Raw genomic sequence first — 24,114 nt, forward strand, 5'->3', positions numbered from 1 at the left:
CATCGGGGCTTATGGGGTATAATCGACGGCCACCACCAACACCTCATCCAATCTGCAGGGTATAAATGAGTAACAACGCCGCCGAAGTCGCCAAACGTCGTACTTTCGCCATCATCTCGCACCCCGATGCGGGGAAGACCACCATCACTGAGCGCCTGCTATTGATGGGGCAAGCGATCAACGTGGCGGGCACCGTAAAGGCGCGCAAATCCGATCGGCATGCCACATCCGACTTCATGGCCATGGAGAAGCAGCGTGGGATTTCGGTGAGTACCTCGGTTATGCAGTTTCCCTATCGTGACTGCATGATCAATCTGCTTGACACCCCCGGCCACGAGGACTTTTCGGAGGATACCTACCGTACTCTGACTGCGGTCGACTCGGCCTTAATGGTGCTCGACGGCGGCAAAGGTGTAGAGCCGCGCACCATTGCGTTGATGGATGTCTGCCGCTTACGCGACACTCCAATTGTCAGTTTCGTTAACAAGCTCGACCGCGACATCCGTGATCCGATTGAACTGCTGGATGAAATCGAGGCAGTACTCAATATCAAGGCAGCACCCATTACCTGGCCAATCGGCTGCTATCGCGATTTCAAGGGCGTTTATCACCTGGAGCAGGATCTGATCATCGTCTACGCCACCGGCCATGGTCACGAACGTACTGAAAGCAGAATTATCCGCAATCTGGATTCAGACGAGGCACGCGCGCATCTGGATGATCTCTACGATGATTTTGTCGAGCAACTGGAGCTGGTTCAGGGCGCCTGTCACGCCTTTGACCGGGATGCATTCCTGCGCGGCGAAATGACACCGGTATTTTTCGGTACCGCACTGGGCAACTTCGGCGTCGATCAGGTGCTAGATGCGATCATCGATTGGGCACCCGCCCCACTTGACCGTATAGCCAATGAACGCACCGTACAAACGACCGAAGAGCCCTTCACAGGCTTTGTGTTCAAAATTCAGGCGAACATGGACCCCAGGCATCGTGATCGCATTGCTTTTATGCGTATCTGTTCCGGCCAGTATGAAAAAGGCATGAAACTGCACCACGTGCGAACTGGCAAGGAGTTACGCATACCTGAAGCGCTTACTTTCTTCGCTGCCGAACGTGAACACCTTGAAGAAGCCTGGGCCGGCGACATCATCGGCCTGCACAATCACGGCACCATCCAGATTGGCGACACCTTTACCCAAGGCGAGAGTCTCAGCTTCACCGGCATCCCGCACTTTGCTCCGGAACTGTTCCGCCGGGTACGCCTAAAAGATCCGCTGAAATCCAAGCAACTGCGCCAGGGGCTACAAGAGCTGGCCGAAGAGGGTGCCACTCAGGTGTTTTTCCCTGAGCGCAGTAATGACATCATCCTAGGCGCCGTGGGCGTTCTGCAGTTCGATGTCGTTGCCAGCCGATTGCAGGAAGAATACAAAGTCCACTGCATCTATGAGCCAGTCAATGTCTGGTCAGCACGCTGGGTCGAGTCCGATAACAAGAAAAAACTCGAGGAGTTCAGCAACAAGGCGATGGAAAATCTCGCCTTTGATGGCGGCGGACACCTCACCTATCTAGCGCCTACCCGAGTCAATCTGAGCCTGACCGAAGAACGCTGGCCAGATATTCGCTTCCTGGCTACCCGGGAACACCACTGAGCCCTTGACGCTTCAGCATGATAATGACTGATTGAGCAAGGAGTCGCTCAAACGTGTGACAATCTATTCTGATCGAGCGTATTCGCTGATTTTTCTGCGCAACAACGCTAGACTGCAAATCAAGGGAGTTTCAGCAGCCGTAATCAGGATACAGCTTTGGATAAAAGACGATACGCACGGCAAAGCGTTTCGATCGAGGCCGTTTTACGCGTCGACGATATCGAGACCTGTGACTGCTGCATAAAAGATTTCAGCCAGGGTGGCCTGCTGATTACTCTGAACGATGCCAGTCGTTCCAAGCAACTCGACTCCCTGCCCAGGGGAGAATCGACTCAGGCGGTGGTGTCTTTCGGGGACAGCCCTGAGATCGCTCGAGTCAGGGTCACTATTGCGCATGTTTCCGGGAACGGCATAGGTTTGCGTTTTTATCAGGAAAATCCTAACGATCTGATCCTGCTGCAAAAAGCCGCCGCGGACAGTAGTGCCACTTCATGGCGATCTATCCAAGAGCAGAAGCCGCTGACCCATAAGCAACAGACCAATCTGATTGGCACTACCAATCGTCTCATGCGTCATTTTCTTGAAACGCACTTGGGCATTTTTTTCCGCCGCCTGGACCAAGCTCTGTTACACGAATCGAGCGTCCACAAAACCTTCGCCATGCGCCAGACATTTCTTGATGCACTCGCCCAGTTTCGCGCGGAATACACGCATATTGGACCACAGGTGATCAACTCGGTCACAGCCGAAGCGCTCTCTCTTGTCAACGAGCCCGACAACGTTGAAACCAATACCAGCGGCGCGGCCGTTAACACTCGATCAACGCTCTCCCTGATCGAAAAAGACGAGTTCGAGGATTGGTTAGTAGTCCGTGTATCAATTTCCAAGGCAGAACTTCACTTACGCGCGCAGTTGCTCGAATTGCAATTACGCATGGACGCAGGGTTCTCTAGCGTACAGTCGGCCGAGGTCAGCAATCCCTACTCTCCTTGGGCAATGGGTTTGGCCATGGCAGACGCAGTGCGGCATATGCATCTGGGCAATCAGGCTCTGACACAGGTCTTTCAGGTATTCCATGAGACGGTGCTGCTCGAACTGGAAAGCATCTATAGACAGCTTAACAGTCTACTGCTGAAAGCAGGCGTCTTGCCCGAACTGAATATCAGTCGATACCTAGCCAGCCAGAACGTCCATCCAACCGACGCCGAGCCCGGGCTGGAACAGCCATTCGTGCCAGCAACACATACCCCAGAGTCATCACCCTTGCAAAGTGCCGCCGCGTCAGTTTTTCCCCTGGCCAACGACCGACCGCTTGCATCAAGCAGCCCCGTCAGGCGAATCAAGGCCGCCTATTCCGCCGCCTCACGACTCTGGTCCATACAGCGCCAACTGACCAATGCATCCCTTGGGACCAGCAGACCCGAGGTGGCCGAACTCACACCACAGTCGCCAGCCGCCATTGAAGTACTCGATGCCTTACACCAAGTGCAACGAGATGTGCTAAGTGGGACGGCACAGCTGGATGCCCCCGGCGCGTTGAAACACTACCTGCTGCAGGCTAGCGGCCCAAATGGCAAGGTAAGCTCCCATGAGTGCGATTCTGCCAACATGGTCGAAGGACTCTTCGACAACATCGTACAGAACGAGCGCGTTATAGAGGACCTGCGATCCGAGCTGCGCAAGCTGGAAGTACCAATTCTCAAAGTAATGCTCGAGGATCCGACGCTGTTCACTGCAGACTTCCACCCAGCTCGCCAGACAGTCAATTACCTGGCCTTGCTGTCGGATAAACGCAGCATTAACATCAATCAGAACCGCCCGGTGATCCTCAACACCATAGCCGGTCTCTTGCAAAATCAAGGCAGCGAAAATGCCGGATTCACCGAGGCCCTGGCGAGCCTGGATCAACTTGTAGGACGCGAAAAACACTTCTTTGAGCGTAACCTCAGCCGGGTTACTGAAGCATGCGAAGGCCAACAGCAAATAGCTCAGGCCAATCTACTGATCGATTGGGAGCTAAATCGTCTGTTTGGCAACCAACCTGTGGCTCACCCTATCATCGATCTTGTCGAGAATGGCTGGAAAGAGTTGATGCGTCTAAGTTATATACGCGAGGGAATATCGAGTCTGGCGTGGGAAATGACTTTGGTGGTTATAGATCAACTAATAATCCGGACTGTCTCCGGCGCTTACGATGAGGGCCTGCTGCGCTTCAGTGTTAACAAACTGATGACGCTGATCAGCAACGGGCTAGCGAAAATCCCCCATTCACGTGCCAGCCACCAAACGCTGATACGTGATTTGGAAACATTATTGGCCAGTCCCTATGACACAAAGTTTGACCAGGTCCGCTTTATAAGTCCGTTGCCGGAGGGTTCTGCTGCTCATCGCGTTCAGGATCCTCAGATGCTGCGCTGGCTGAAGCGTGCGCGCAACCTCAAGGTTGGCCAGTGGCTCGAGGGCCATACATCCGATGCCGAACCTCAACTACTTTACCTGACGTGGGTCGCTGATGCCTGCAGCCGCTACGTATTCAGTAACCATCGGGGCATGAAAGCCGCAGATTTAACTCTGAAAGAGGTTGCCGAGCGCTTGCGTGATGGTCGTTTAAGCATTCTCAACGATACCAGTATGCCTGCACTGGAGCAGGGTCTCGATGCGATGGTGCAAAAAGTCTACGACAAGCTCGTCCATGAGACCGCACAAGACTCGCTGACCGGACTGCGAACCCGTCGGGAGTTCGTCCGCTGGCTGAGTCAGAGCGTCGAGCAGGCAAAAGAAGGCAAGAATCAGTACGTTCTGATCTTTATCGATATATTGCAGTTCAAGCTGATCAACAACACCTGCGGCTATGAGGTCGGCGACCATTTTTTACGCAATATTGCCGCGACCATTCTTGCGGAACTGGATGCTGACGCCATATCCGGTCGTGTCGGCGTGGACCAGTTCTGTGTCCTTCTGCCTGCACAGTCCAGGACTGCGGACCTCGCTCTCGCTGTCAAACTCAAGACCGCTATCGAACAGAACCGTTTTGTCAGTGGTGAGCACAGTTTTACCATTCAGTCGGCTGTCGCAATGATGACGGTCGGTACCGAAACGTCGGACTCCATGGAGCTGCTGAGAAGCGTCGAATCAGCCGCCGACTTATGCAAAAAATCCGGACACCGTGAGATCCAACAGCTGCAACCAGGCGATGCTCGCTTACGCCAGCGCGACGAAGTCATCTCATGGGTAACCCGCATCAACCATGCGTTGGACAATGATTTATTGAAGGTGCGGTGTCAGAAGATATCTCCTATCAAAGGAGCAAGCTCAGCCCACACCCACTACGAAACGCTCCTGACCGTTGTCGACGAGAACGGTGAGCACCTGCCGCCAGCGGACTTCATTCGAGCGGCAGAAGAATACAATCGAATGGGCGCGGTGGACCGCTGGGTAATCGAGACAGTTCTCGAGTGGATGGCCAACCATCGCGACGATCTTGATCATTTCGGCGGATTCTCTATCAACCTGTCCGGCTGCTCGTTGAACGACGACTCACTTCTGGATTTTATTTTTGCCGCGCTGGTGCGCTTCAACATTCCGTGCAACAAGCTGATTTTTGAGATCACCGAAACGGTAGCGATCGAAAACCTGGAAGACACTGCCGAATTCATAAACGAAATGAAGGAAATTGGTTGTCGTTTTTCACTTGACGACTTCGGTACCGGCCAATCTTCTTATGCCTATATCAAACGGTTGCCGGTCGACTTCATCAAAATAGACGGTACTTTTGTACGCAACATTGTCACTGACAACTTCGATTTTGCGCTAGTGCGTTCCATCACCGAAATGGGCCATTTCCTGAACAAGAAGATCGTCGCCGAATTTGTTTCAAGCCCGGAAATTCTGGAAGTGGTCCGCTCCATCGGTGTGGACTATGCTCAGGGCTTCCATATCGGCCGACCGATCCTGCTCGACGATCTTCAGCTCAATCCGGGGAATTCAGCGAACACAGCGGCGCATTTCTGAGTCATGGACTACATCGATACACACACGCATCTGGATTTTCCAGATTTTGCGCTCGACTGTGCAGCCGTGCTGACCGAATCCCGGCGTCTGGGCGTAGGCCCTATTGTGATATTGGGCGTGCATCAGGCCAACTGGCAACGTGTCTGGGAGCTGGCGGAGCAGGATCCTGGCCTGTATGCGGCATTCGGCTTGCACCCGGTATATCTCGATCACCATCAGGACACCCATCTGACAGAACTACGTGAGATGTTCTCCCGCCTGGCTGCTCACCCAAAATGCTGCGCAGTGGGCGAGATAGGCCTTGATTACTTTGTCCCAGGTCTCGATCGCGAACGCCAGAAACATCTGCTCGAGGCACAACTGAAGCTGGCAGCCGATTTTGATTTACCGGCTTTGCTGCATGTGCGCCGCGCCCACGCGCCAACCATCGCCTTGCTCAAAACGGTGCAGCTCAAGCGTGCCGGCATCGTGCACGCCTTTTCGGGCAGTCTTGAGGAAGCACTCGAATATATCCGGCTCGGATTCAAGCTCGGACTGGGTGGCGCCGGAACCTGGCCCCAGGCGCGCCGCATGCACCGGGTGATCGCCCAATTGCCGCTCGATAGCCTGGTACTGGAAACCGACTCCCCCGATATGGCTCCCTCATTCAACCCCTATCAGCGTAATACGCCAGCCAATCTGCCACGTATTTGTAACACTCTTGCAGCATTACGCGGCGAGTCACCCGATATCCTGGCCAGAGCATGCCTACATAACAGCTGTGAATTATTTGGCTGGGATCCTGCTGCGGTGTGTTGAGCCAGCAGGTCTGGTAAAGTCTTGGTTTAACTCTGCACGAAGGAGACATCCATGCCCCTGGGCATCGTTCTGTTGCTCGTCTGGCTTTTCCTGCTGTTGCGTTACCCCCGGGTCATGCTGCCAACAAGCGGCGTGCTGGTCGGTCTCGCCCTGTTGCTCGCTGCGTTTGTTGGAATCCGCCAGTGGCAGAACAATCAGCATCTCGAGGAGCTGCATGTCACTATTATGTACCAGCCCGAGAGCTGCGAGTTCGGCAAGCCCCTGAGCGTAACAATCGACAATCGCAGTGAACTCAGCGCCAGCAATATACAATGGCAGGTACATGCCAGCCAGCCTGGACAACAACGAAATCTGCTCGACACTACCGTCGCTGGTGACGTGTACGGCGCCAGCGAAATCCTGGCTCCGGGTGCTAGCTGGCAGCACTGTTTTGCCGTGGTGCCTCTGCGCACTGGCTACCGGGCATCCGATATGCAATATCGTGCAACGGATCTGGATGCCCGCTTCACGTCTAACTGATAACAATAAAGGCTTATAACATGAATCAACCCGTTGCATTAATTACCGGCTGTTCCAGCGGCATAGGCCAGGCGTTGGCCAATATCTGTCTCGATGAAGGCTATCAAGTCTGGGCAACCGCCCGCGACCCACAGAGTCTCGAAGCTCTAGTGACGCGAGGCGCGATCGCAGTCAAGCTGGACGTCAACGATGCACCTCAGGTACAGGCTTGTGCAGAACGCCTTCGCGCGGAGACCGGGCGTCTGGACTTGCTGGTAAACAATGCCGGATACGGCGCGATGGGCCCTATTTTGGACGCCGACCGTGCGACGCTGCTTAGGCAGTTCGACACCAACGTATTCGCCCCGGTAGACATGGTGCGGTCCGTGTGCGACCTGTTGCGCGACAGTAAAGGATTGATCGTCAACATTGGCAGCGTGTCGGGGGTTACCACTACACCCTTCTCGGGAGTGTATTGTGCGTCCAAGGCGGCACTGCATGCTCTGTCAGACGCGATGCGTTTGGAGCTGGCCCCGTTCGGGATCAATGTGCTTACCGTTATGCCGGGCGCCATTGCGTCTGATTTCGGCAATAATGCCAGCGCAGCCATCACCATTGCCGAGAACTCCTGGTTCAAGCCATGGGAAAAGGCGGTGCAGGCAAGAGCCAAAGCGTCACAAAAGGCGACTTCGACCTCTGCCGGAGACTTTTCCAAGGAACTTATGGGCTATATCAAGAATCCGCTGCGACCCGAAGTCGCTCTTATAGGCACGAGCAGTCGCAGTATGGTGCGCATGAAGCGCTGGTTGCCCGCTTCAATCCTTGACGCTCAACTACGCAAACGGTTTGGGCTGAACAAGCGCTGAAACCGCTGCCCAGTGTCAGCCACCATAGAGAATCGTTTCTGCCTGATGGTCAGCTACATACGACGGCGAACGCCCTTCCTTGAGACTCTGGGAAAATATTTCGTCGAGGCGGGTACCAATCCCGCGGACCCGCACCGCGATGTCTCCAGACGCCACTCCTTGGTGGGTAAGCGATACATGCAGCAGACCGCCAGCATTGATCACATAGTCCGGCGCGTAAAGGATACCGCGTGCATCCAGCAGATCGGCAGCGTCCTGGTTGCTCAGCTGGTTGTTGGCTGCGCCGGCCACCGCAGCGCAGCGCAGCTGCGCAATGCTCGCTGGTGCCAACACACCGCCCAAGCCACAGGGCGAGAAAATATCGCAAGGCGTTTCAAATACCGCATCGGTTGCGACTGCTTGCGCACCCAGGTCATCCACTGCGAGACGAACCTTGCCTGCATCAAGATCGGCCACTAACAATTCGGCACCTTCGGCCACCAGCATTTCCGCCAGTGCATAGCCTACATTCCCCAAGCCCTGGAGCATGATACGTATCCCGCTCAAGCCTTCCTGTCCAAGTTTGACCCGCACTGCAGATTTGATTCCCATCAAAACGCCAAGGGCTGTATGCGGTGAAGGATCACCGGCTTGACTGGTGCTGGTAACGTGACCGGTTTGCTGGGCAATACAATCCATATCCTCACTGCTGGTGCCACTGTCCATTGCGGTGATATACCCACCGCGCAAGGACTCAATGCAGCGGCCAAAGGCTTCGAAAAGTGCAGATCGATCCAGGACATGGGGCGGGCGAATGATCACTGCCTTGCCACCACCCTGATCCAGCCCTGCCAGCGCAGCCTTGTAACTCATACCCCGAGCCAGACGCATGGCATCAGCGCAGGCGACATCTGTGCTGGTGTAGGGCATGTAGCGACAGCCTCCCAGCGCCGGGCCGAGCCGGGTATTGTGAATGGCTATAATCGCTTCGAGCCCGGTCGCTTCATCACTGAACAGATGAAGGGCCTGCATCTTGTCGGACCGCATTGCTGCAAACATGGGTTTCGCCTGTTGTCGGTAAGCCTGCTAACCACCCTATACGCTAACAGCCAAAATCCCAATCCCGAACTGCGCAGTGTCTTTAAATCCTTGCACAGCCATCAGCGGCGCACAGGGCGCTTTTGCAACTTACGTTGCAATGTCCGGCGATGCATCCCCAATGCTCTGGCGGTGGCAGAAATATTACCCTCATGTTCAGCGAGGATGCGCTGGATGTGCTCCCACTGTAGACGATCTACGGACATCGGATGTTCTGCCATCAGAGAGTCCGGATCCGCCTGCTCGGACAGCAAAGCAGTGAGCACATCGTCGGCGTCCGCGGGCTTACATAAGTAGTTGCACGCTCCGCGTTTGATAGCCTCTACAGCAGTTGTAATGCTGGAGTAGCCAGTGAGTATGACTACCCGTAACTCAGGATAAAGCTCGAGCAGGCGCGGCAGCAGCACCAGACCCGAATCGCCTTCCATCTTCAGGTCCAATACTGCAAAATCGGGCTGTTCCTGCCGGGCTAGCTGCATCGCTTCGGTGGCATCACCTGCGGTATTGACCCGCAGTCCTCGGCGCGTCAATGCCCGCGCCAGGACCCGAGTGAAAGTAGGATCGTCATCCACCAGAAGCAATAGGGGCTGCTCTTCATTTTCCAGCTCATCAGTCATTATCTTTCTCCCATACAATCGGCAACAGTACCTCGGCCAGCGTGCCACCCGCGTCCTGATTGAACAGCTTGACGCTACCACCAAGCCGCTCGACCGCGGCGTGACTCAAGAACAGGCCGAGACCAAATCCCTTTTTACCTTTGGTGGTAACGAATGCAGTGCCAATCTGCTCAGCGATATGCAGGGGCACCCCTAAACCATGATCACGAATCATCAGACGCATGCGTTTCTGGTCCCACTCCAGAGCGATGGTAATGTTATCAGGGCAGGCGTCGACCGCATTGTTAAGCAAATTGAGTATGGCCTGCCCAAGAGCCAGACTGGCCTTGATCTGAGGTACTTCGCCCGCAGGCAGATCAAGAAGCTGCCAGGAGGCTTCGGGACGCATCAATTGCCAACGAGCAAGAATTGCCTTAATCCACAGGTCTACTTGTTCAGCCCGGCCAGGTTGGCTAGGCATTTGCTCCGCTCTGCGCACCATTTGTTGCAAGCTCTCCTTGCACAGACTCACCTGCTCCTGAAGCACGGCAAGATCCTCCTGCAATTGTGGCTCGGTGTAATCGCTGCGCAGATCCTTGAGCAGCACGCTCATGGTCGATAGTGGCGTGGATAACTCATGCGCCGCACCGGCGGCTACGCTGGCAATACCCAATAACTGGGCATCGCGGATACCCTCTTCGCGTTTTTCCGCCAACCGCTCGGCGTGCTGACGTAGGGCCGCCGCCATCCGAACCACAAACAGCGTTATCAAACCGGCGCTCATCGCCAGGTTCAACCACATCCCGATCATATACAGGTTGATAACACCACGACCGATGGTGAACTCGAATGCCTGCAGGGGCTCATACCAGAGCAAAAGAAGACTGTAGGCACCCACGGCCAAGGCGGCCAGCCAGGCCGTATAGGACCAGGGCAATGTCGCTGCGGCAATCGTCAGCGGAACCAAATAATAAGACACGAAAGGATTGGTCGGACCGCCCGAAAAATACAGCAGAATACTATGCACCAGGACATCAAAAGCGAGCTGCAACCCGTATTCCACATCCGTCACTGGCCATCGCCGGGATAAACGCAACAGCGTCAGGATACTAACCAATGCAGAGATGCTCAAGGTCACCAGCAGAGCGGTCCATGGCAGCGGAAACCAACCACTCACGTAGGCACCCATGACCGAGATACTTTGCGCCAGCAGCACAAGCAAGCGGATCAGAATAAGTCGCCAGAGATTCTGGCGAGTCGGCGATAGCGCCAATGTATTGAAGTTCAGGACGGATCGTCGGACCAAAATATGAAGCCTCGGAATATAGGTCGTGCGTCAGAATTTCAACGGCTACGGTTAAGCAGTACAGAGTCGCACAAAACCACTCAGTCGTGCAGTAACCGGGCTTGAGCAGATGTAACAGCGACGGAAGGGATAACTGGCTACACTACTATTTCACATTGTATCGATAGGAACGACGACATGCGCCACTTGCCTTTTTCTATTCTGCTTCTCGGAGCTGCATTAGGATTGAGTACCACACAGACGCTCGCCTCCGAGCAGCAATATAATCAGGTATCGCTGCGCGCTGAAGTTCAGCAGGCTGTCAGCCATGACACGCTGACCGTACGCATGTTTGCTCAGGAGCAAAGCAAGAGCGCCGGAGAGCTTGCACAACGCATAACCCAGCGCCTGAACAACAGCCTGGAAACTGCCCGTCAAGTCGAAGGCGTTAATGTATCGAGTGGCAATCGCAGTAGCGAACCTGTGTATGACGACAAGCGTAAGAAAATTATCGGCTGGCGTGAGCGCGGGGAGATTGTGCTGGAAAGTACCGATTTTGCGGCCCTGTCAACGCTCACTGGCGATCTGATGGATAATCTCAGTCTGGCCGATATGCAATTCAGCCTCTCGCCGACGGCACGCAATGCGACCGAGAATGAGCTGATGCGCGAAGCGATAGAGGCCTTTCGTACCCGCGCGGACATTGCCGCAAAAAGCCTCGGCGGGACCGGTTACCGTATCGTAAATCTGAGCCTGGACAGCCAGTTCATGCAGCCTATGGCTTATCAGGGAGCCAAGCTGGCCAGAATGGCAGACAGCGAGTCTGCCGCGCCGTCGGTCGAAGGCGGCCAAGCGGATGTCAAACTCAATGCCAATGGCACCATTGAAGTGACCATGCCCTGAAAAGCCTAGTACGGTCTCACGGCCGCATGAAAGCGTAATCGATGTCCTCGTCGAGATTATCGGCGAGGAAATTCAGCTCATGGGCAATATCGACTAGCGATCGTTCGCGTCGATAAACATTCAGCACCTCAGCCATAAGCGCCCTGGCCATCTCCTGTTCGCCGTACCCGGCTTGTTGTCCCTGATCGATACCTTCCTGCACGATTTTCTTGGCCAACGTGTACACAGACATTTTCTGATCCCCGGTTAAAAATTCAATTTGAACATGACTGAGTGACCGACGTATTGATCTGGCTCAGGATCGGCCGTCTTTATCAAACGGCTCCTGCAAGTAACGATCCGTATCAAATGTGTCGAGCCAGTCGGGGCAAAAAACCACTAGCGCACTGATTGCAGTACCGTTGATAAAGGCTTCGGGGAAGGCCACCAGAAGAAGATAACCAAACGTGTCCGTCATGCTGGCCGACATCGCAAGCTGTCCAGACCATGCAAGCAAACCCATCCCTCCCAGCACGGTCGCCACCACCGCCATAGCCGCTGCAAAAAAACCGCTGATAAAGATGTACGTAAATAGGTTACGTGGCTTCATCCTTTCCAGACTACGGCTGATCACAAGCGTAACAAGTACGGGTATAAGAACCCGTAAAATCCCGTTGACGCCGAACGCTTCCGCGTCATCCAGGCCCAGCAGCACCAGAGCAAGCTGGGCCAGACTGCCTGCCACAATAGCGAGCGGCCAATTTAGAAGTAAGGTGACAGCGGTCAGGCCGAGGAAATGCAGGGTAATGCCGTTATCGAAGTCCCGGCGCACCAGCCAGAGCACGAAAAGCACAAAGATGCTGCCATAAAAAAGATGCTGTCGACGATCATCAGCCAACAACTCAATCCAGGACACGCGTGCCAGCGACCACAGCGCTGCTACGCTAAACAGTACTGCGCCGAGCACCAACTGCAACGGGGTCAACAGACTGGCTGCAAGCATAGATACACCTCGTTAATGAACACGCTGAGCATAGCACCGGCACACGTCATTCTCATTGCTAACGCGGGCGCGCTAACACGCTGAAATACTCGCCCGTCGGTGGATACACATCCACGCCTCATGGTCGAAATGAGTCTGGTGCAATATCCGGCTCGGGGGTCTAGAATAGTATTCAACCAGGTCAAGCCATCACCGCAGCCCAGCGCTGCCTCCATGCCAAAGGTACCCGCATGTCCAGCCGCCTCTACCCCGAAGACCAGAAACGCGTTGACGCGTATCTCAATCAACCGGAAAACCGGGTAGAACGCAAACCTTTCAATGTCTGGCTACTGCTCGGAGTCATTCTCGGATCTGTCATCTGCATGGGTCTGCTCGCGCGTATGCTCGCCTCACTGGTATTGGTATAACCTGCACGGCCTAAGCTTGACCGACCCGGAACAATTCTTTCAGTCGAGTCTTCATCATGTCGTATGTAGCATCACCAGAGTCTTTACCTCGCATCCTGATCGTGGGCGGCGGCGCAGGAGGGCTTGAGCTTGCCACCCACCTTGGGCGCAGCCTGGGCAAACGCAAGAAAGCACGCATCACCCTGATAGATACCAACATGACGCATATCTGGAAGCCCCTGCTACACGAGGTCGCGGCTGGATCGTTGAACTCCAGCGGCGACGAGCTTAATTATGTGGTGCAGGCAAAATGGAACTACTTCCATTTTCAGTTGGGTGCCATGCATGGCATCGATCGCGAGCGTCAGATTATCCAACTAAGCGCGATCCAGGACGACAGTGGCGATGAGTTGATCCCGCCGCGCGAGATCGCCTACGACTATCTGGTGATGGCAGTAGGCAGCAATACCAATGACTTTAATACTAGCGGCGCGGCGGAGCACTGTCTGTTTCTTGATACCCGAGAGCAGGCAGAACGCTTCCATCGTTTGCTGCTTAACCAATACATGAAAGCGCAGGCCAGCAGCGAGGGGCAGATCAGCGAGAAGATCAATGTGGCCATCATTGGCGCCGGCGCAACAGGGGTCGAACTGGCCGCTGAACTGCACCACGCTGCGTTACTTCTTCAGGCTTACGGCCTGGACCGGATTCGTCCTGAAGATCTGCATATCAATCTGGTCGAAGCCAGCGCACGGGTTCTCCCCGCGTTACCTGAGCGTATCAGCAAGCCGGTTACCGACACACTACAAAGCCTCGGCGTGCATTTGCACACCGGCTCACCGGTCAAGGCGGTCACAGCAGAGGGTCTCATGCTCGCAAACGGCAAGCACATCTCCGCATCACTGAAAGTGTGGGCAGCAGGCATACGCGCACCGGCTTTTCTCGGCACCCTTGGACTGGAAACAAATAGGATCAATCAGCTTGCGGTATACACCACACTACAAACCACCCTGGACTCGCGGGTATTTGCATTTGGTGATTGCGCTGCGTGCCCATCCGGTGAAGACGGACAATTTGTCCCACCGCGTGCTCAGGCTGCGCACCAGCAGGCCACGCTGCTAGCCAAGAATCTTAAACGCGTAATCGAAGGCAAGCCGCTGCAGGAATACGTCTATCGAGATTACGGGTCACTTATCTCTCTCTCAAGCTTCAGTGCCGTAGGCAATTTGATGGGCAACCTGACCGGCAGTGTCATGCTCGAAGGGAAGCTAGCACGACTTTTCTACGCCTCGCTATATCGGATGCATCAGATGGCGTTGTACGGAATACCCCGAACACTGTTGCTGATGCTCAGTGACCGGATCGGAAGCAGCACTGCCCCCAGACTCAAGCTGCATTAACAACTCCCACCCAAAGCCGGTAGCGGATGTAAGCGCAACCACCAGCGCTTACATCCGCGCTACAGAAATAACAGACAAAGGAATAAGCACCGCTGCGTTGCGGGCCGAAGTCCGGGCGGTGGTATAAATTTAGTGGGATGTCAGCAGTTGAGTGGTGGGTCGTGTAGGATTCGAACCTACGACCAATTGGTTAAAAGCCAACTGCTCTACCAGCTGAGCTAACGACCCCATGCTCAAAGGACATGTCGAACGACACATCCATAAAAAAAGTGGTCGGGGTAGAGGGATTCGAACTCTCGACATCCTGCTCCCAAAGCAGGCGCGCTACCAGGCTGCGCTATACCCCGATCCGATTTTAGATGGCTCCGCGACCAGGACTCGAACCTGGGACCCAATGATTAACAGTCATTTGCTCTACCAACTGAGCTATCGCGGAATTACCTAAAACATCTCAGCAGCGGCGGTAACTGTCGTTACATATCCCCTGCCAAGGCGCGCCATTTTACCGGGCGCAGTCAGACTGTCAACCCCAAAAATGCGGTCGCAGACACTATCTTGCCAAATAAGCTGTCGAAAACCGCACCCAACCCCCGAGTACCGGCACAAAGGCGTAGTGCAAGACCTGAAGATGGTACATAAGACTGCCTGAGCGTGCCTTGAGGCCATAAAAAAGCCCGCCAATGGCGGGCTTTGCTTTACGCTGCTTTGTGGCGCTAAAGTGCTTAGAGCTGCGGTCCTGCCTGAACGATTTCGGGAGTCACGTCAAACTTCTTGAAGTTGTCGACAAATAACTCGGCCAACGCCTGAGCCGCAGCGTCGTACTCGGCCGGATCGGTCCAAGTATTACGTGGATTCAGCAGACCTGTGTCGACACCCGGTACCAAGGTCGGGACATCCAAATTGATCACTGGCAAATGCTCAGTCTCGGTACCAATCAGAGCACCGGACTGGACTGCAGCAATAATCGCGCGAGTAGTCGGAATACTGAAACGCTTGCCGGTGCCGTAGCTACCCCCGGTCCAGCCAGTATTGACCAGGTATACCTTGCTGCCAAACGCATTGATGCGTTTGATCAGGAGTTCGGCATACTCACCTGCCGGCCGCGGAAAGAAAGGCGCACCGAAGCAGGTAGAAAAGGTCGACTTGATGCCGTCCCCGGAACCCATCTCGGTCGATCCAACCAGAGCCGTATAACCGGAGAGGAAGTGGTAGGCCGCCTGCTCGTTATTGAGAATCGAAACCGGGGGCAATACGCCTGTCAGATCACAGGTCAGAAAAATAATCGCATTTGGCTCGCCGGCGCGATTAGCCACTACGCGCTTCTCGACGTGCTCGAGCGGGTAGGCGACGCGGGTATTCTGCGTCAGGCTGACATTGGCATAATCGGCGATACGCGATTGCGGATCGATCACCACGTTCTCGATGATTGAGCCGAACTTGATAGCCTTCCAGATAACCGGCTCATTCTTTTCCGACAGATCAATGCATTTTGCGTAGCAACCGCCTTCGATATTGAACACGCTACCGGTGGCCCAGCCGTGCTCATCATCACCAATCAGATTGCGCGCCGGATCAGCTGAAAGGGTCGTCTTGCCCGTGCCGGACAGACCAAAAAACAGCGTTGTATCGCCCTCGTCACCGACGTTGGCGGCACAGTGCATCGGCAGAACATCCTTTGCCGGAAGCAGGAAATTCTGAACCGAAAACATCGCTTTCTTCATCTCGCCCGCATACTGCATGCCGGCCAGCAACACTTTGCGCTCAGCGAAGTTAATAATCACGCAGCCATCACTGTTGGTGCCATCGCGCTCAGGCTCGCAAACAAAGTGAGGTGCGTTGATGACGTGCCAACGATCCTTGGCAGCAGGATTGAATGCTTCCGGATTGATGAACAGTGTGCGACCAAAGTGGTTGTGCCAAGCTGTTTCAGTAGCCATCACAACAGGCAGATAATGAGCCGGATCGGCCCCGACGTGCACATGGGATACAAAGCTGGTGCGCTCAGCCAGATAACGTGCCACGCGCTTCCACAAAGCATCGAATTTGTCGGCTGAAAACGGCCGATTAATTGGGCCCCAGGCGATCGAATCACGCGTTGACGGCTCCTCGACAATGAACCTGTCCATCGGCGAACGACCAGTACGCTCACCCGTCTTAACCACAAGCGCGCCGTTGTCTGCCAACTGACCTTCGCTGCGCTGAATAGCCAGCTCTACGAGATGTGGAATACTCAGGTCGGTATAAACCGTATGGATACTGTGCGTCATCAAACATCATCCTCGTTCGGCGTAGGCCGAAATCTCCATAAGACCGACAAATCAGTCTTAACTATATATGTACGCCAGGTCAGCGCGCAGGCGCTTTATTATGCCAAAAAAAAAGCATGTGCGCTAAACCTGATCACCACAACTTATGCATCACAGCGATAGCTATTCACTATCCGCATAAAACAACCCTCCGCAAGCTCAATGCAGCCGCTTGGCGTGATCCTGGGCGATGCGAAACAGGTCTTCAAGGCGCACTCGATCAAACAAATAACGCGTATTGCAAAACTGGCAGTCTATTTCAATCTCGCCATTTTGCTCAGACAGCAGGGCCAATGCATCATCATGCCCCAGACTGATCAATGCATTGCCGGATCGTTCCGCTGAGCAGCTGCATTCAAAGCGTGCTGCGCGAGGATCGAACAGGCGTACATCCTCCTCATGGAACAACCGATGCAAGACTGTCTGATTATCCAGCGAGAGCAACTCTTCAGCACTAAGCGTATCGGCCAGTATATTTAGATGCTCCCAAGTCGCCGCACGCTGCTCAGAGTCGCGCTGACGATCCGCCGGCAACGCCTGCAGCAAAAGCCCGCGGGCGGTGCGACCATCTGCCTGAAGACGGAACCGGGTCGGTAACTGCTCTGAGTTTTGAAAATACCCATTAAGACTTTCCGCCAGGGTGCTGCCATCCAACGCGACGATCCCCTGATACCGCTGTCCCTCCTCGGGATCGACTGTGATAGCGAGAATCCCATCCGGCATCAGGTCAGCAAGACTGTTGCCGGCAATAGCTTCACTGTAACGGGCAATACCACGGACCGCCTGGTCGCTGGCACACTCGACCATCAGCGTAGAAATCGGACCGGATGAACTCGCCTGCAGGATCAGCAAACCATCGAACTTAATAGTAGTGGACAGTAGCACCGCAGCGGCGAGCATCTCGCCAAGCAGCTCGCGAACAGGCTCAGGATAATCATGCTTGGCCAGGACTTCGCGGTAACTGGTATCGAGCGCGACCAACTCACCGCGCACATCAACATTTTCAAAAAGAAAACGCTGGCTAGTATCTTGAAATGCCATAATCAACCTCCGACAAAAAGCGATTATACGCCCTCAAACCTCATCCGGTGAATTCCGTGCATTGCGGAACCGATGAATCTGTCGACGCTGCTTCTTGGTCGGGCGATGCTCGCTGATCAACAAGCCGGCACCCATAGCTTTGCGTTTGGCAGCGGCTTCTTCGCGCAGACGAATGCTGTCTGCTGTCTCCGCGTAAAGCAATTGCGCTTCGACGGCGCTCCGCCGCTGGCCGCTCAACACCTGTAAAACAACGCTACGCTGTTCAAAGCCCTGACGAATCTGCAGCTCATCGCCCACTTTCGGTTCTTTGCTGGCCTTACAACGATCCCCACGGCATTGCACCTTGCCGCCCTCAATCGCCGCCTTGGCCAGCCCTCTGGTCTTGAAAAATCGTGCAGCCCAGAGCCATTTATCCAACCGCACCTTGCTATCATCGCCCATAGCGTCTGTACTCCTGTTTCGAGCCGAGTGTATCAGGCTTGTCGTCGCCCATGACTTGCCCCATGATGCGCGCACCCTGCACCAGGAGCCGTCAGCGTGAAAACATTTGACCACCTTAACGTCATCGGATTGCGCGAGTGGATTGGCCTGCCCGAGCTGGGCATCGACCAGATCATGGCGAAAATCGATACTGGGGCAAAGACCTCGGCGCTGCACGCCAGCGATATCGAGACGTTTGAACGTCACGGCGAAACCTGGGTACGTTTCAACGCGCATGTAGGTAGCCAGAAAAAGCAACGCACCCATCGCTGCGAAGCGGTTCTAGTGGAATACAAAAGCATTCGCAGCTCCAACGGCCATATGCAGGAACGCCATGTCATCCGCACGCCGCTGGTACTAGGCGATCGTTGCTGGTCAGTCTTTTTTACCCTGACGTGTCGTAAGGCTATGCGCTACCGGGTGCTGATGGGCTGCACTGCGATGCTGCAGGGCGAGCTGGTAATTGATCCCGGCCGCCGTTTTGTACAAGAAAAACCCTTAACCTCTTTGTTCGCCGTCGAATCCTGAAGGAACCACCATGAAGATTGCGGTATTGTCGCGCAACGCCAACCTCTACTCCACCCGGCGCCTGGTCGAAGCGGCTCGCGAGCGCGGCCATGAGGTGCGTGTCATCGACACCTTGCGTGCCTACATGAACATCGCCAGTCACAAACCAGCCATCCATTACAAAGGCGAGGTACTGGAAGGATTCGACGCCATCATTCCGCGCATTGGCGCATCGGTAACATTCTATGGCGCGGCAGTTTTACGCCAGTTCGAAATGATGGGTGTGTTCCCGCTCAATGAATCCGTCGCCATCACACGCTCGCGCGATAAGCTACGCTCCTTGCAACTGCTTGCGCGCAAAGGGGTTGGCCTGCCGGTCACCGGCTTTGCCCATTCCCCCGACGACATCCCGGATCTGATCAGCATGGTCGGCGGCGCTCCGCTAGTGATCAAGCTGCTGGAGGGCACTCAGGGCATCGGCGTTGTCATGTGTGAAACTTCACAGGCAGCAGAGTCAGTACTCGAAGCGTTCATGGGACTGAAAGCCAACATCATGGTGCAGGAATATATCAAGGAAGCCGGCGGCGCTGATATCCGCTGTCTGGTAGTCGGCGACAAGGTGATCGCAGCGATGAAGCGTCAGGCCAAACCGGGCGAATTTCGCTCCAACCTGCACCGTGGTGGCAGTGCCAGTCTGATCAAGATCACCCCCGAAGAACGGATGACTGCAGTACGCGCAGCCAAGGTGATGGGTCTTAATGTGGCGGGCGTCGATATTCTGCGCTCAAATCATGGGCCTGTAGTGATGGAGGTCAACTCATCCCCCGGCCTGGAAGGTATCGAGTCGACCACCGGACGCAATATCGCTGGCTTGATCATCGAATACATCGAAAAGAACGCCAAGCCTAATCAGACCCGAACCAAGGGCAAGGGCTAACCTGCCTCATCGCTCGCAGGCTGCCGCCAACGCGCGGTAGTCTTCTACAGCGTCAAACTCCTCTGTGTCACGCTGGGCCCCACGACTATCGGGCTGGCGTACCGCAAGCAAATGCTCAATACCATAATCCCGGGCAGCGCGCAGGATGCCGAGACTGTCATCGATAAACAGAGTTCGCTGCGGATCAAAGGGCACTTCGCGCTGAAGTGCATCCCAAAATGCGCGGGCCTCCTTGGGAAAACCAAAATCGTGAGAGCTGATCAGCCTTTGAAAATAGGTGCGCAGCTCTATACGCTCGAGTTTGAGCGACAATGAATCGCGATGGGCGTTGGTGATCAAAATAACATCTCGCCCACTGTCCTGGAGGGCGCGCAGAAAGACATCAGCGTCAGGTCTCAGGCTGATCAGATGCGCGACTTCCCGCTTGAGCTCGACAATCGGCATATCCAGCTCGCGGGTCCAGAAATCCAGACAGTACCAGTCCAGCTGTCCCTGCTTTGCTTTCATCAAGGGATAGATTTCATTCTTCGCCCAGGCTAAGGACTGTCCATGATGATCGGCATAACGCCGGGGCAGATATTCCACCCAGAAGTGATTATCAAAATGCAGGTCCAGTAGCGTGCCATCCATATCCAGCAGCACGGTATCGATGTCATTCCAGTTGATCATGGGCGGTTGGGCTTTAGCGACGTGTGCCGCTATGATACCCAAGCAACCCGCTGTTAACCACGGAGCCAACATGCCAAACAAGCCCGAAACCCTCGAGGCACGCATTGTCGCCAAAAGCCGACTATTTACTGTCGAGCAGGTGCAACTGCGCTTTAGCAACGGCGTCGAGCGCACCTACGAACGCCTGGTCAACCGCAGCCAGGGCTACGGCGCGGTCATGGTCGTGGCCATGCAGGACGCGCGCCGGGTGCTGTTGATCGAAGAATACTGCGGCGGCATGGATAATTACCAAATGTCTGTCCCCAAGGGACTAGTAGAGCCCGGCGAGGATGTACTCGATGCGGCCAATCGCGAGCTGATGGAAGAAGCAGGCTTTGGTGCCCGGCGTCTGGAATACATGACCCACTTATCACTGTCGCCCAATTACATGAGCCAGCAGATCGCCGTGGTTCTGGCCCGCGATCTGTATGAAAAACGTCTACCCGGCGATGAGCCAGAGCCCATGCGCGTGGAAACTGTGGACCTGTACGAGCTAAGCGAGCTCGCTGCGAGGGATGATTTTACCGAAGGCCGCGCGCTGGCTGCCTTGTATCTGGTCCGCGATGTACTCGAGCAACGCGGAGAACTGCACCGAGAGCTAAATAAATGATGCTGCCAATCGATACCGAGGCACTTTTGGCATTAACCATACGCGCAGGTGCATTAACGCTCAAATGGTGGCGTCAGGCGCCAGAAGTGATCGCCAAGGCCGACGCTTCGCCCGTCACTGCTGCGGATCTGGCAGCCCACCACATGATTCTGGCTGGACTTAACGAGCTGACTCCGGATATCCCGGTACTATCCGAAGAAGATGCTGAGATACCCCTGGCTAACAGACAAGGCTGGCAGCGGTTCTGGCTGGTCGATCCGCTGGACGGCACCAAGGAGTTCATCGATGGCACTGAGGAGTTCACTGTCAACATTGCCTTGATCGAGCAGGGCCAGGTCAGTTTCGGCGTGGTTGCAGTGCCAGCTCGCGATGCCATCTATTGGGGCGGCCAGACGCTCGGAGCTTGGCGCCGAATAGGCAATGGCCAGGCCAGTCCCATACGGTGCCGCAAGGCCGCTGAGCGCCTGACTGTCGTTGCCAGCCGCAGACATACAAGCCCGGAACAGGAAGCCTTGCTCAGCCGATTGAAGTCCGTGCAAGACATCGAACTGGTCAATATTGGCAGCTCCCTCAAGTTCTGCCTGCTAGCCGAAGGTAATGCCGACCTCTACCCTCGCTTCGCACCCACCAGCCAGTGGGATACTGCGGCGGCTCAGGCCATTTTAGAGGGTGCAGGCGGCCAAGTGCTGGGGCTAACGGGAGAGCGATTCAACTATCCACAGCGCGAAAGCTGGTTGAATCCCCACTTCGTTGCGGCAGGTCAATTATCACCAGAACTGCTGGCTGCCCTCCAACTGGGCGGGCAGTAAAGACACATACCGCAACGATACGGCCGCTGGACAGTCAGGTGCTTCGCGGAGCACCATAGGATTAGTTTTTCACTCAGTTAGCCAACCCCGTCTGGAGGCACTCATGTTTTCCCGCCGCATACCCGAAGATAAAATGCACCTGCCTACCGCCGAGCAAGCTTTACCCGGACGGACCCAGCCGATGGCGACAACTCAGACCCACACTGTGCTTGGTACGTCGCTGCATTCACCTTTCCCGGCGGGTATGCAACAGGGTATTTTCGGCATGGGCTGCTTTTGGGGCGTAGAACGCCTGTTCTGGAAGATACCGGGCGTTCATACCACAGCAGTGGGTTATTGCGGGGGTCTAACGCCCAATCCATCCTACGAGGAAGTGTGTTCGGGCATGACCGGACACAATGAAGTAGTGCTAGTGGTATTCGATCCCAATGAAGTAAGTTTTGAAGAGCTGCTGAAAACTTTTTGGGAGAATCACGACCCAAGCCAGGGCATGCGACAGGGCAACGATATAGGTACTCAGTACCGTTCCGGTATCTACGTTTCCAGCCCAGCGCATCAGGCTGCAGCGGAAGTTAGCAAAGCCACCTACTCTGACTTGCTGATGCAAGCGGGCAAGCAACCGGTCACCACTGAAATACGCACAGCGCCAACGTTCTATTACGCCGAGCCCTATCATCAGCAATATCTGCACAAGAATCCAGGCGGGTACTGCAATCTCGCGGGGACCGGAGTCTGCCTACCAGGGTATTGATCAACCGCGCCGACTGAGCGCTTGCAGACACTGCCCTGTGAGTTCAGTGAGGCGCTTGAAAGCAGCAAACTGCGTATTGGTCAGTGTTCGCCCAGAAAGGCGCATGTCGCCGTAAAGCACCCCTATGCGTTTAGTGCCTGCCATGACCGGCGCAATGAAAAACGGCCCAGCCCCAAGCCAGCTTTCCATATCGGCAGTCACCAGATCCTGCAACCCACTGCTACTGGCAGTTCCCATCCATAGCACCTCATTGTTCTGCAATGCATAGCTGAAAATATGCTGAGCGTCGGTCGCACAGGGCAAATTGAACTCCTGAGTCCAGCTCTGGGTACCCTTGCCGGCAACCCGACGCGCGCGAAAACAGGTCTGATTGTCTGCCAGCACGGCAAGCATGACGCGCTCCAGCCCCGCACCCAAATGTAACCCATTAATGACGCCGGTTAGTGTGTTATCAATATTGATCGGACTTTTGGTCATCAGCACCATATTCTGGACGGACAGCTTGAACATCTCTAGATTGGGCTTTAGCAGCGGCTCTTGGACAGCCGTCCTTGCCGACTGCGCAGGCACCGCATCCATTTTTAGTAACGCCGACAGATCCAGCGGCAAATCGTCAGTTCGTGGAATCCAAGCACCCATATCGGCATTGGAGCAGGTGCCTGCAACCCGCACCGCTTCGTCGGCACTTGCCAGGATCTGTTGCATGGCTTCTTCAGGCGTGGTTCCAGTCAACTCTGCGATCGGATCAAGCAAGGCCTGGATCGCCTCTCCCGCCCAGCCATCGCAAGCGGCATCAGCGATCGCCGAGCCGAGCGTAACCGCCCGGGCAGCCGGCCCTGAAGACGAATAACTGGCTTGGACCAGCTGGCCTATCTCACCCATATTCCAAGTCTTGAGCAGACCAAAAGTGAGCTGATCAAAGCTAACGCCGACAATCCGCTTGACCGTCTTTTCACGGTCGACACCCGTTACAGCAAGAGCGTTAGCGAGCAGGTCTGCCTGCTTACCTCCATGGCTCCAAAATGCCATTTCACCCAGGTGGCGCAAGAGCGTCGCTATGAATATTTCCTCTTTTTCATTTAACGCACGGTAGTCAGCGAGATTGCGGGCCTGCATCGCACCGTGGAAAGACCGCGCGAGTAGCGATTGCAGTTGCTCGCGTGGGGAGTCCTTGAGCAAACCATCGAGCAGGCTGACCGACAGACCGATCATTCTGACCTGATCAAACCCGATCACCACCACCGCACGAGAAATCGTGCGGATCACCTCACGCCCGGGATTACAATAAACACTGTTGCTAACTCGAAGCACTTTGGAGGTTAGCGAAGCATCGCGCAACAACACTTCTGCCAACTGCCTGACAGACGCCGTTTGCGACTGGGAAAGGCGGAGCAAATCATGTACTACCACCGCCATCGCGGGCAATTCGGCGTTATTCAGGCGGGCAGTCCATTGCGCTAGGCCATGTATATCATCGCTCAATCTTAAGCTCCTGAAATACTTCAAGGTAATGT

The 24,114-nt window shown here is 55.1% G+C and carries 23 protein-coding genes and 3 tRNA genes; 13 read left to right on the top strand and 13 right to left on the bottom strand.

The window, feature by feature from the left end; translation table 11 throughout:
* Nucleotides 1–65: 65 nt before the first annotated feature.
* The 5 genes from ACJAXR_RS02660 to ACJAXR_RS02680 all read left to right on the top strand — a co-directional run bounded on the left by ACJAXR_RS02660 (nucleotide 66) and on the right by ACJAXR_RS02680 (nucleotide 7,822).
* The gene (locus tag ACJAXR_RS02660) at nucleotides 66–1,649 is read left to right on the top strand and encodes a peptide chain release factor 3 (protein ID WP_415056692.1); all 1,584 of its coding nucleotides are present in this window, start codon (nucleotides 66–68) and stop codon (nucleotides 1,647–1,649) included.
* Nucleotides 1,650–1,805: 156 nt separating this feature from the next.
* Nucleotides 1,806–5,660 (top strand): DUF1631 family protein, encoded by a 3,855-nt coding sequence (locus tag ACJAXR_RS02665; protein ID WP_415056693.1) that lies wholly within the window; start codon nucleotides 1,806–1,808, stop codon nucleotides 5,658–5,660.
* A 3-nt stretch (nucleotides 5,661–5,663) separates the two neighbouring features.
* A complete protein-coding gene (locus ACJAXR_RS02670) occupies nucleotides 5,664–6,458 on the top strand; it encodes a TatD family hydrolase (protein WP_415056694.1) in 795 nt (264 codons plus the stop codon).
* Between the two features lie 51 nt (nucleotides 6,459–6,509).
* Nucleotides 6,510–6,977: a multidrug transporter gene (locus tag ACJAXR_RS02675; RefSeq protein WP_415056695.1), complete on the top strand. Its 468-nt coding sequence runs from the start codon at nucleotides 6,510–6,512 to the stop codon at nucleotides 6,975–6,977.
* Nucleotides 6,978–6,997: 20 nt separating this feature from the next.
* Nucleotides 6,998–7,822, top strand: a complete 825-nt coding sequence (locus ACJAXR_RS02680; protein ID WP_415056696.1) for an SDR family oxidoreductase — start codon at nucleotides 6,998–7,000, stop codon at nucleotides 7,820–7,822.
* 15 nt (nucleotides 7,823–7,837) lie between these two features.
* On the opposite strand, the gene ACJAXR_RS02685 is transcribed toward ACJAXR_RS02680, so the two are convergent.
* The 3 genes from ACJAXR_RS02685 to ACJAXR_RS02695 form a co-directional block, all read right to left on the bottom strand.
* The gene (locus tag ACJAXR_RS02685; RefSeq protein ID WP_415056697.1) at nucleotides 7,838–8,860 is read right to left on the bottom strand and encodes a Leu/Phe/Val dehydrogenase; all 1,023 of its coding nucleotides are present in this window, start codon (nucleotides 8,858–8,860) and stop codon (nucleotides 7,838–7,840) included.
* Nucleotides 8,861–8,961: 101 nt separating this feature from the next.
* Nucleotides 8,962–9,516 (bottom strand): response regulator transcription factor, encoded by a 555-nt coding sequence (locus ACJAXR_RS02690; RefSeq protein ID WP_415056698.1) that lies wholly within the window; start codon nucleotides 9,514–9,516, stop codon nucleotides 8,962–8,964.
* Nucleotides 9,509–10,801 (bottom strand): ATP-binding protein, encoded by a 1,293-nt coding sequence (locus ACJAXR_RS02695; RefSeq protein WP_415056699.1) that lies wholly within the window; start codon nucleotides 10,799–10,801, stop codon nucleotides 9,509–9,511. The genes ACJAXR_RS02690 and ACJAXR_RS02695 overlap by 8 nt, the downstream gene beginning before the upstream one ends.
* 177 nt (nucleotides 10,802–10,978) lie before the next feature.
* Here ACJAXR_RS02695 and ACJAXR_RS02700 point away from each other — a divergent pair, with 177 nt between their 5' ends.
* Nucleotides 10,979–11,683, top strand: coding sequence for an SIMPL domain-containing protein (locus tag ACJAXR_RS02700; RefSeq protein WP_415056700.1), 705 nt, complete (start codon nucleotides 10,979–10,981; stop codon nucleotides 11,681–11,683).
* A gap of 16 nt (nucleotides 11,684–11,699) precedes the next feature.
* Here ACJAXR_RS02700 and ACJAXR_RS02705 read toward each other — a convergent pair whose 3' ends face one another.
* Nucleotides 11,700–11,915, bottom strand: coding sequence for a hypothetical protein (locus tag ACJAXR_RS02705; RefSeq protein WP_415056701.1), 216 nt, complete (start codon nucleotides 11,913–11,915; stop codon nucleotides 11,700–11,702).
* 63 nt (nucleotides 11,916–11,978) lie between these two features.
* The gene (locus ACJAXR_RS02710; RefSeq protein WP_415056702.1) at nucleotides 11,979–12,665 is read right to left on the bottom strand and encodes an energy-coupling factor ABC transporter permease; all 687 of its coding nucleotides are present in this window, start codon (nucleotides 12,663–12,665) and stop codon (nucleotides 11,979–11,981) included.
* A gap of 230 nt (nucleotides 12,666–12,895) precedes the next feature.
* Here ACJAXR_RS02710 and ACJAXR_RS02715 point away from each other — a divergent pair, with 230 nt between their 5' ends.
* The gene (locus ACJAXR_RS02715) at nucleotides 12,896–13,072 is read left to right on the top strand and encodes a DUF3094 family protein (RefSeq protein ID WP_415056703.1); all 177 of its coding nucleotides are present in this window, start codon (nucleotides 12,896–12,898) and stop codon (nucleotides 13,070–13,072) included.
* Between the two features lie 56 nt (nucleotides 13,073–13,128).
* Entirely contained in the window at nucleotides 13,129–14,451 is a 1,323-nt protein-coding gene (locus ACJAXR_RS02720; protein ID WP_415056704.1) for an NAD(P)/FAD-dependent oxidoreductase, read from the top strand.
* Nucleotides 14,452–14,603: 152 nt separating this feature from the next.
* Here ACJAXR_RS02720 and ACJAXR_RS02725 read toward each other — a convergent pair.
* The 6 genes from ACJAXR_RS02725 to ACJAXR_RS02750 form a co-directional block, all read right to left on the bottom strand.
* A tRNA-Lys gene (locus tag ACJAXR_RS02725) sits at nucleotides 14,604–14,679 on the bottom strand.
* A 42-nt stretch (nucleotides 14,680–14,721) separates the two neighbouring features.
* Nucleotides 14,722–14,798, bottom strand: a tRNA-Pro gene (locus tag ACJAXR_RS02730).
* Between the two features lie 13 nt (nucleotides 14,799–14,811).
* Nucleotides 14,812–14,887 (bottom strand) — tRNA-Asn (locus ACJAXR_RS02735).
* A 286-nt stretch (nucleotides 14,888–15,173) separates the two neighbouring features.
* Nucleotides 15,174–16,718, bottom strand: coding sequence for a phosphoenolpyruvate carboxykinase (locus ACJAXR_RS02740; RefSeq protein ID WP_415056705.1), 1,545 nt, complete (start codon nucleotides 16,716–16,718; stop codon nucleotides 15,174–15,176).
* A 198-nt stretch (nucleotides 16,719–16,916) separates the two neighbouring features.
* Nucleotides 16,917–17,798: an Hsp33 family molecular chaperone HslO gene (hslO, locus tag ACJAXR_RS02745; RefSeq protein ID WP_415056706.1), complete on the bottom strand. Its 882-nt coding sequence runs from the start codon at nucleotides 17,796–17,798 to the stop codon at nucleotides 16,917–16,919.
* A gap of 33 nt (nucleotides 17,799–17,831) precedes the next feature.
* Nucleotides 17,832–18,239: an RNA-binding S4 domain-containing protein gene (locus ACJAXR_RS02750; protein ID WP_415056707.1), complete on the bottom strand. Its 408-nt coding sequence runs from the start codon at nucleotides 18,237–18,239 to the stop codon at nucleotides 17,832–17,834.
* A 96-nt stretch (nucleotides 18,240–18,335) separates the two neighbouring features.
* On the opposite strand from ACJAXR_RS02750, the gene ACJAXR_RS02755 reads away from it, so the two are divergent.
* Entirely contained in the window at nucleotides 18,336–18,806 is a 471-nt protein-coding gene (locus tag ACJAXR_RS02755; protein ID WP_415056708.1) for an ATP-dependent zinc protease, read from the top strand.
* 10 nt (nucleotides 18,807–18,816) lie between these two features.
* Entirely contained in the window at nucleotides 18,817–19,722 is a 906-nt protein-coding gene (gene rimK, locus ACJAXR_RS02760) for a 30S ribosomal protein S6--L-glutamate ligase (RefSeq protein ID WP_415056709.1), read from the top strand.
* A 6-nt stretch (nucleotides 19,723–19,728) separates the two neighbouring features.
* Here rimK and yrfG read toward each other — a convergent pair whose 3' ends face one another.
* Complete coding sequence (gene yrfG, locus ACJAXR_RS02765; protein ID WP_415056710.1) at nucleotides 19,729–20,391, bottom strand: GMP/IMP nucleotidase; 663 nt, start codon at nucleotides 20,389–20,391, stop codon at nucleotides 19,729–19,731.
* A 70-nt stretch (nucleotides 20,392–20,461) separates the two neighbouring features.
* Between yrfG and nudE the strand changes: the two genes are divergently transcribed.
* From nudE to msrA, 3 genes are all read left to right on the top strand, one after another.
* Complete coding sequence (nudE, locus tag ACJAXR_RS02770) at nucleotides 20,462–21,040, top strand: ADP compounds hydrolase NudE (RefSeq protein WP_415056711.1); 579 nt, start codon at nucleotides 20,462–20,464, stop codon at nucleotides 21,038–21,040.
* Nucleotides 21,040–21,849 (top strand): 3'(2'),5'-bisphosphate nucleotidase CysQ, encoded by an 810-nt coding sequence (gene cysQ / locus ACJAXR_RS02775; protein ID WP_415056967.1) that lies wholly within the window; start codon nucleotides 21,040–21,042, stop codon nucleotides 21,847–21,849. The genes nudE and cysQ overlap by 1 nt, the downstream gene beginning before the upstream one ends.
* 103 nt (nucleotides 21,850–21,952) lie before the next feature.
* Nucleotides 21,953–22,600 carry a peptide-methionine (S)-S-oxide reductase MsrA gene (gene msrA / locus ACJAXR_RS02780; RefSeq protein ID WP_415056712.1) on the top strand — a complete coding sequence of 216 codons (648 nt, stop codon included), beginning with the start codon at nucleotides 21,953–21,955 and terminating at the stop codon, nucleotides 22,598–22,600.
* On the opposite strand, the gene ACJAXR_RS02785 is transcribed toward msrA, so the two are convergent.
* Nucleotides 22,601–24,082 (bottom strand): HDOD domain-containing protein, encoded by a 1,482-nt coding sequence (locus ACJAXR_RS02785; RefSeq protein ID WP_415056713.1) that lies wholly within the window; start codon nucleotides 24,080–24,082, stop codon nucleotides 22,601–22,603.
* Nucleotides 24,083–24,114: the final 32 nt, after the last annotated feature.

It is taken from the genome of Halopseudomonas sp. (assembly GCF_047631575.1).
Classification (GTDB): domain Bacteria; phylum Pseudomonadota; class Gammaproteobacteria; order Pseudomonadales; family Pseudomonadaceae; genus Halopseudomonas.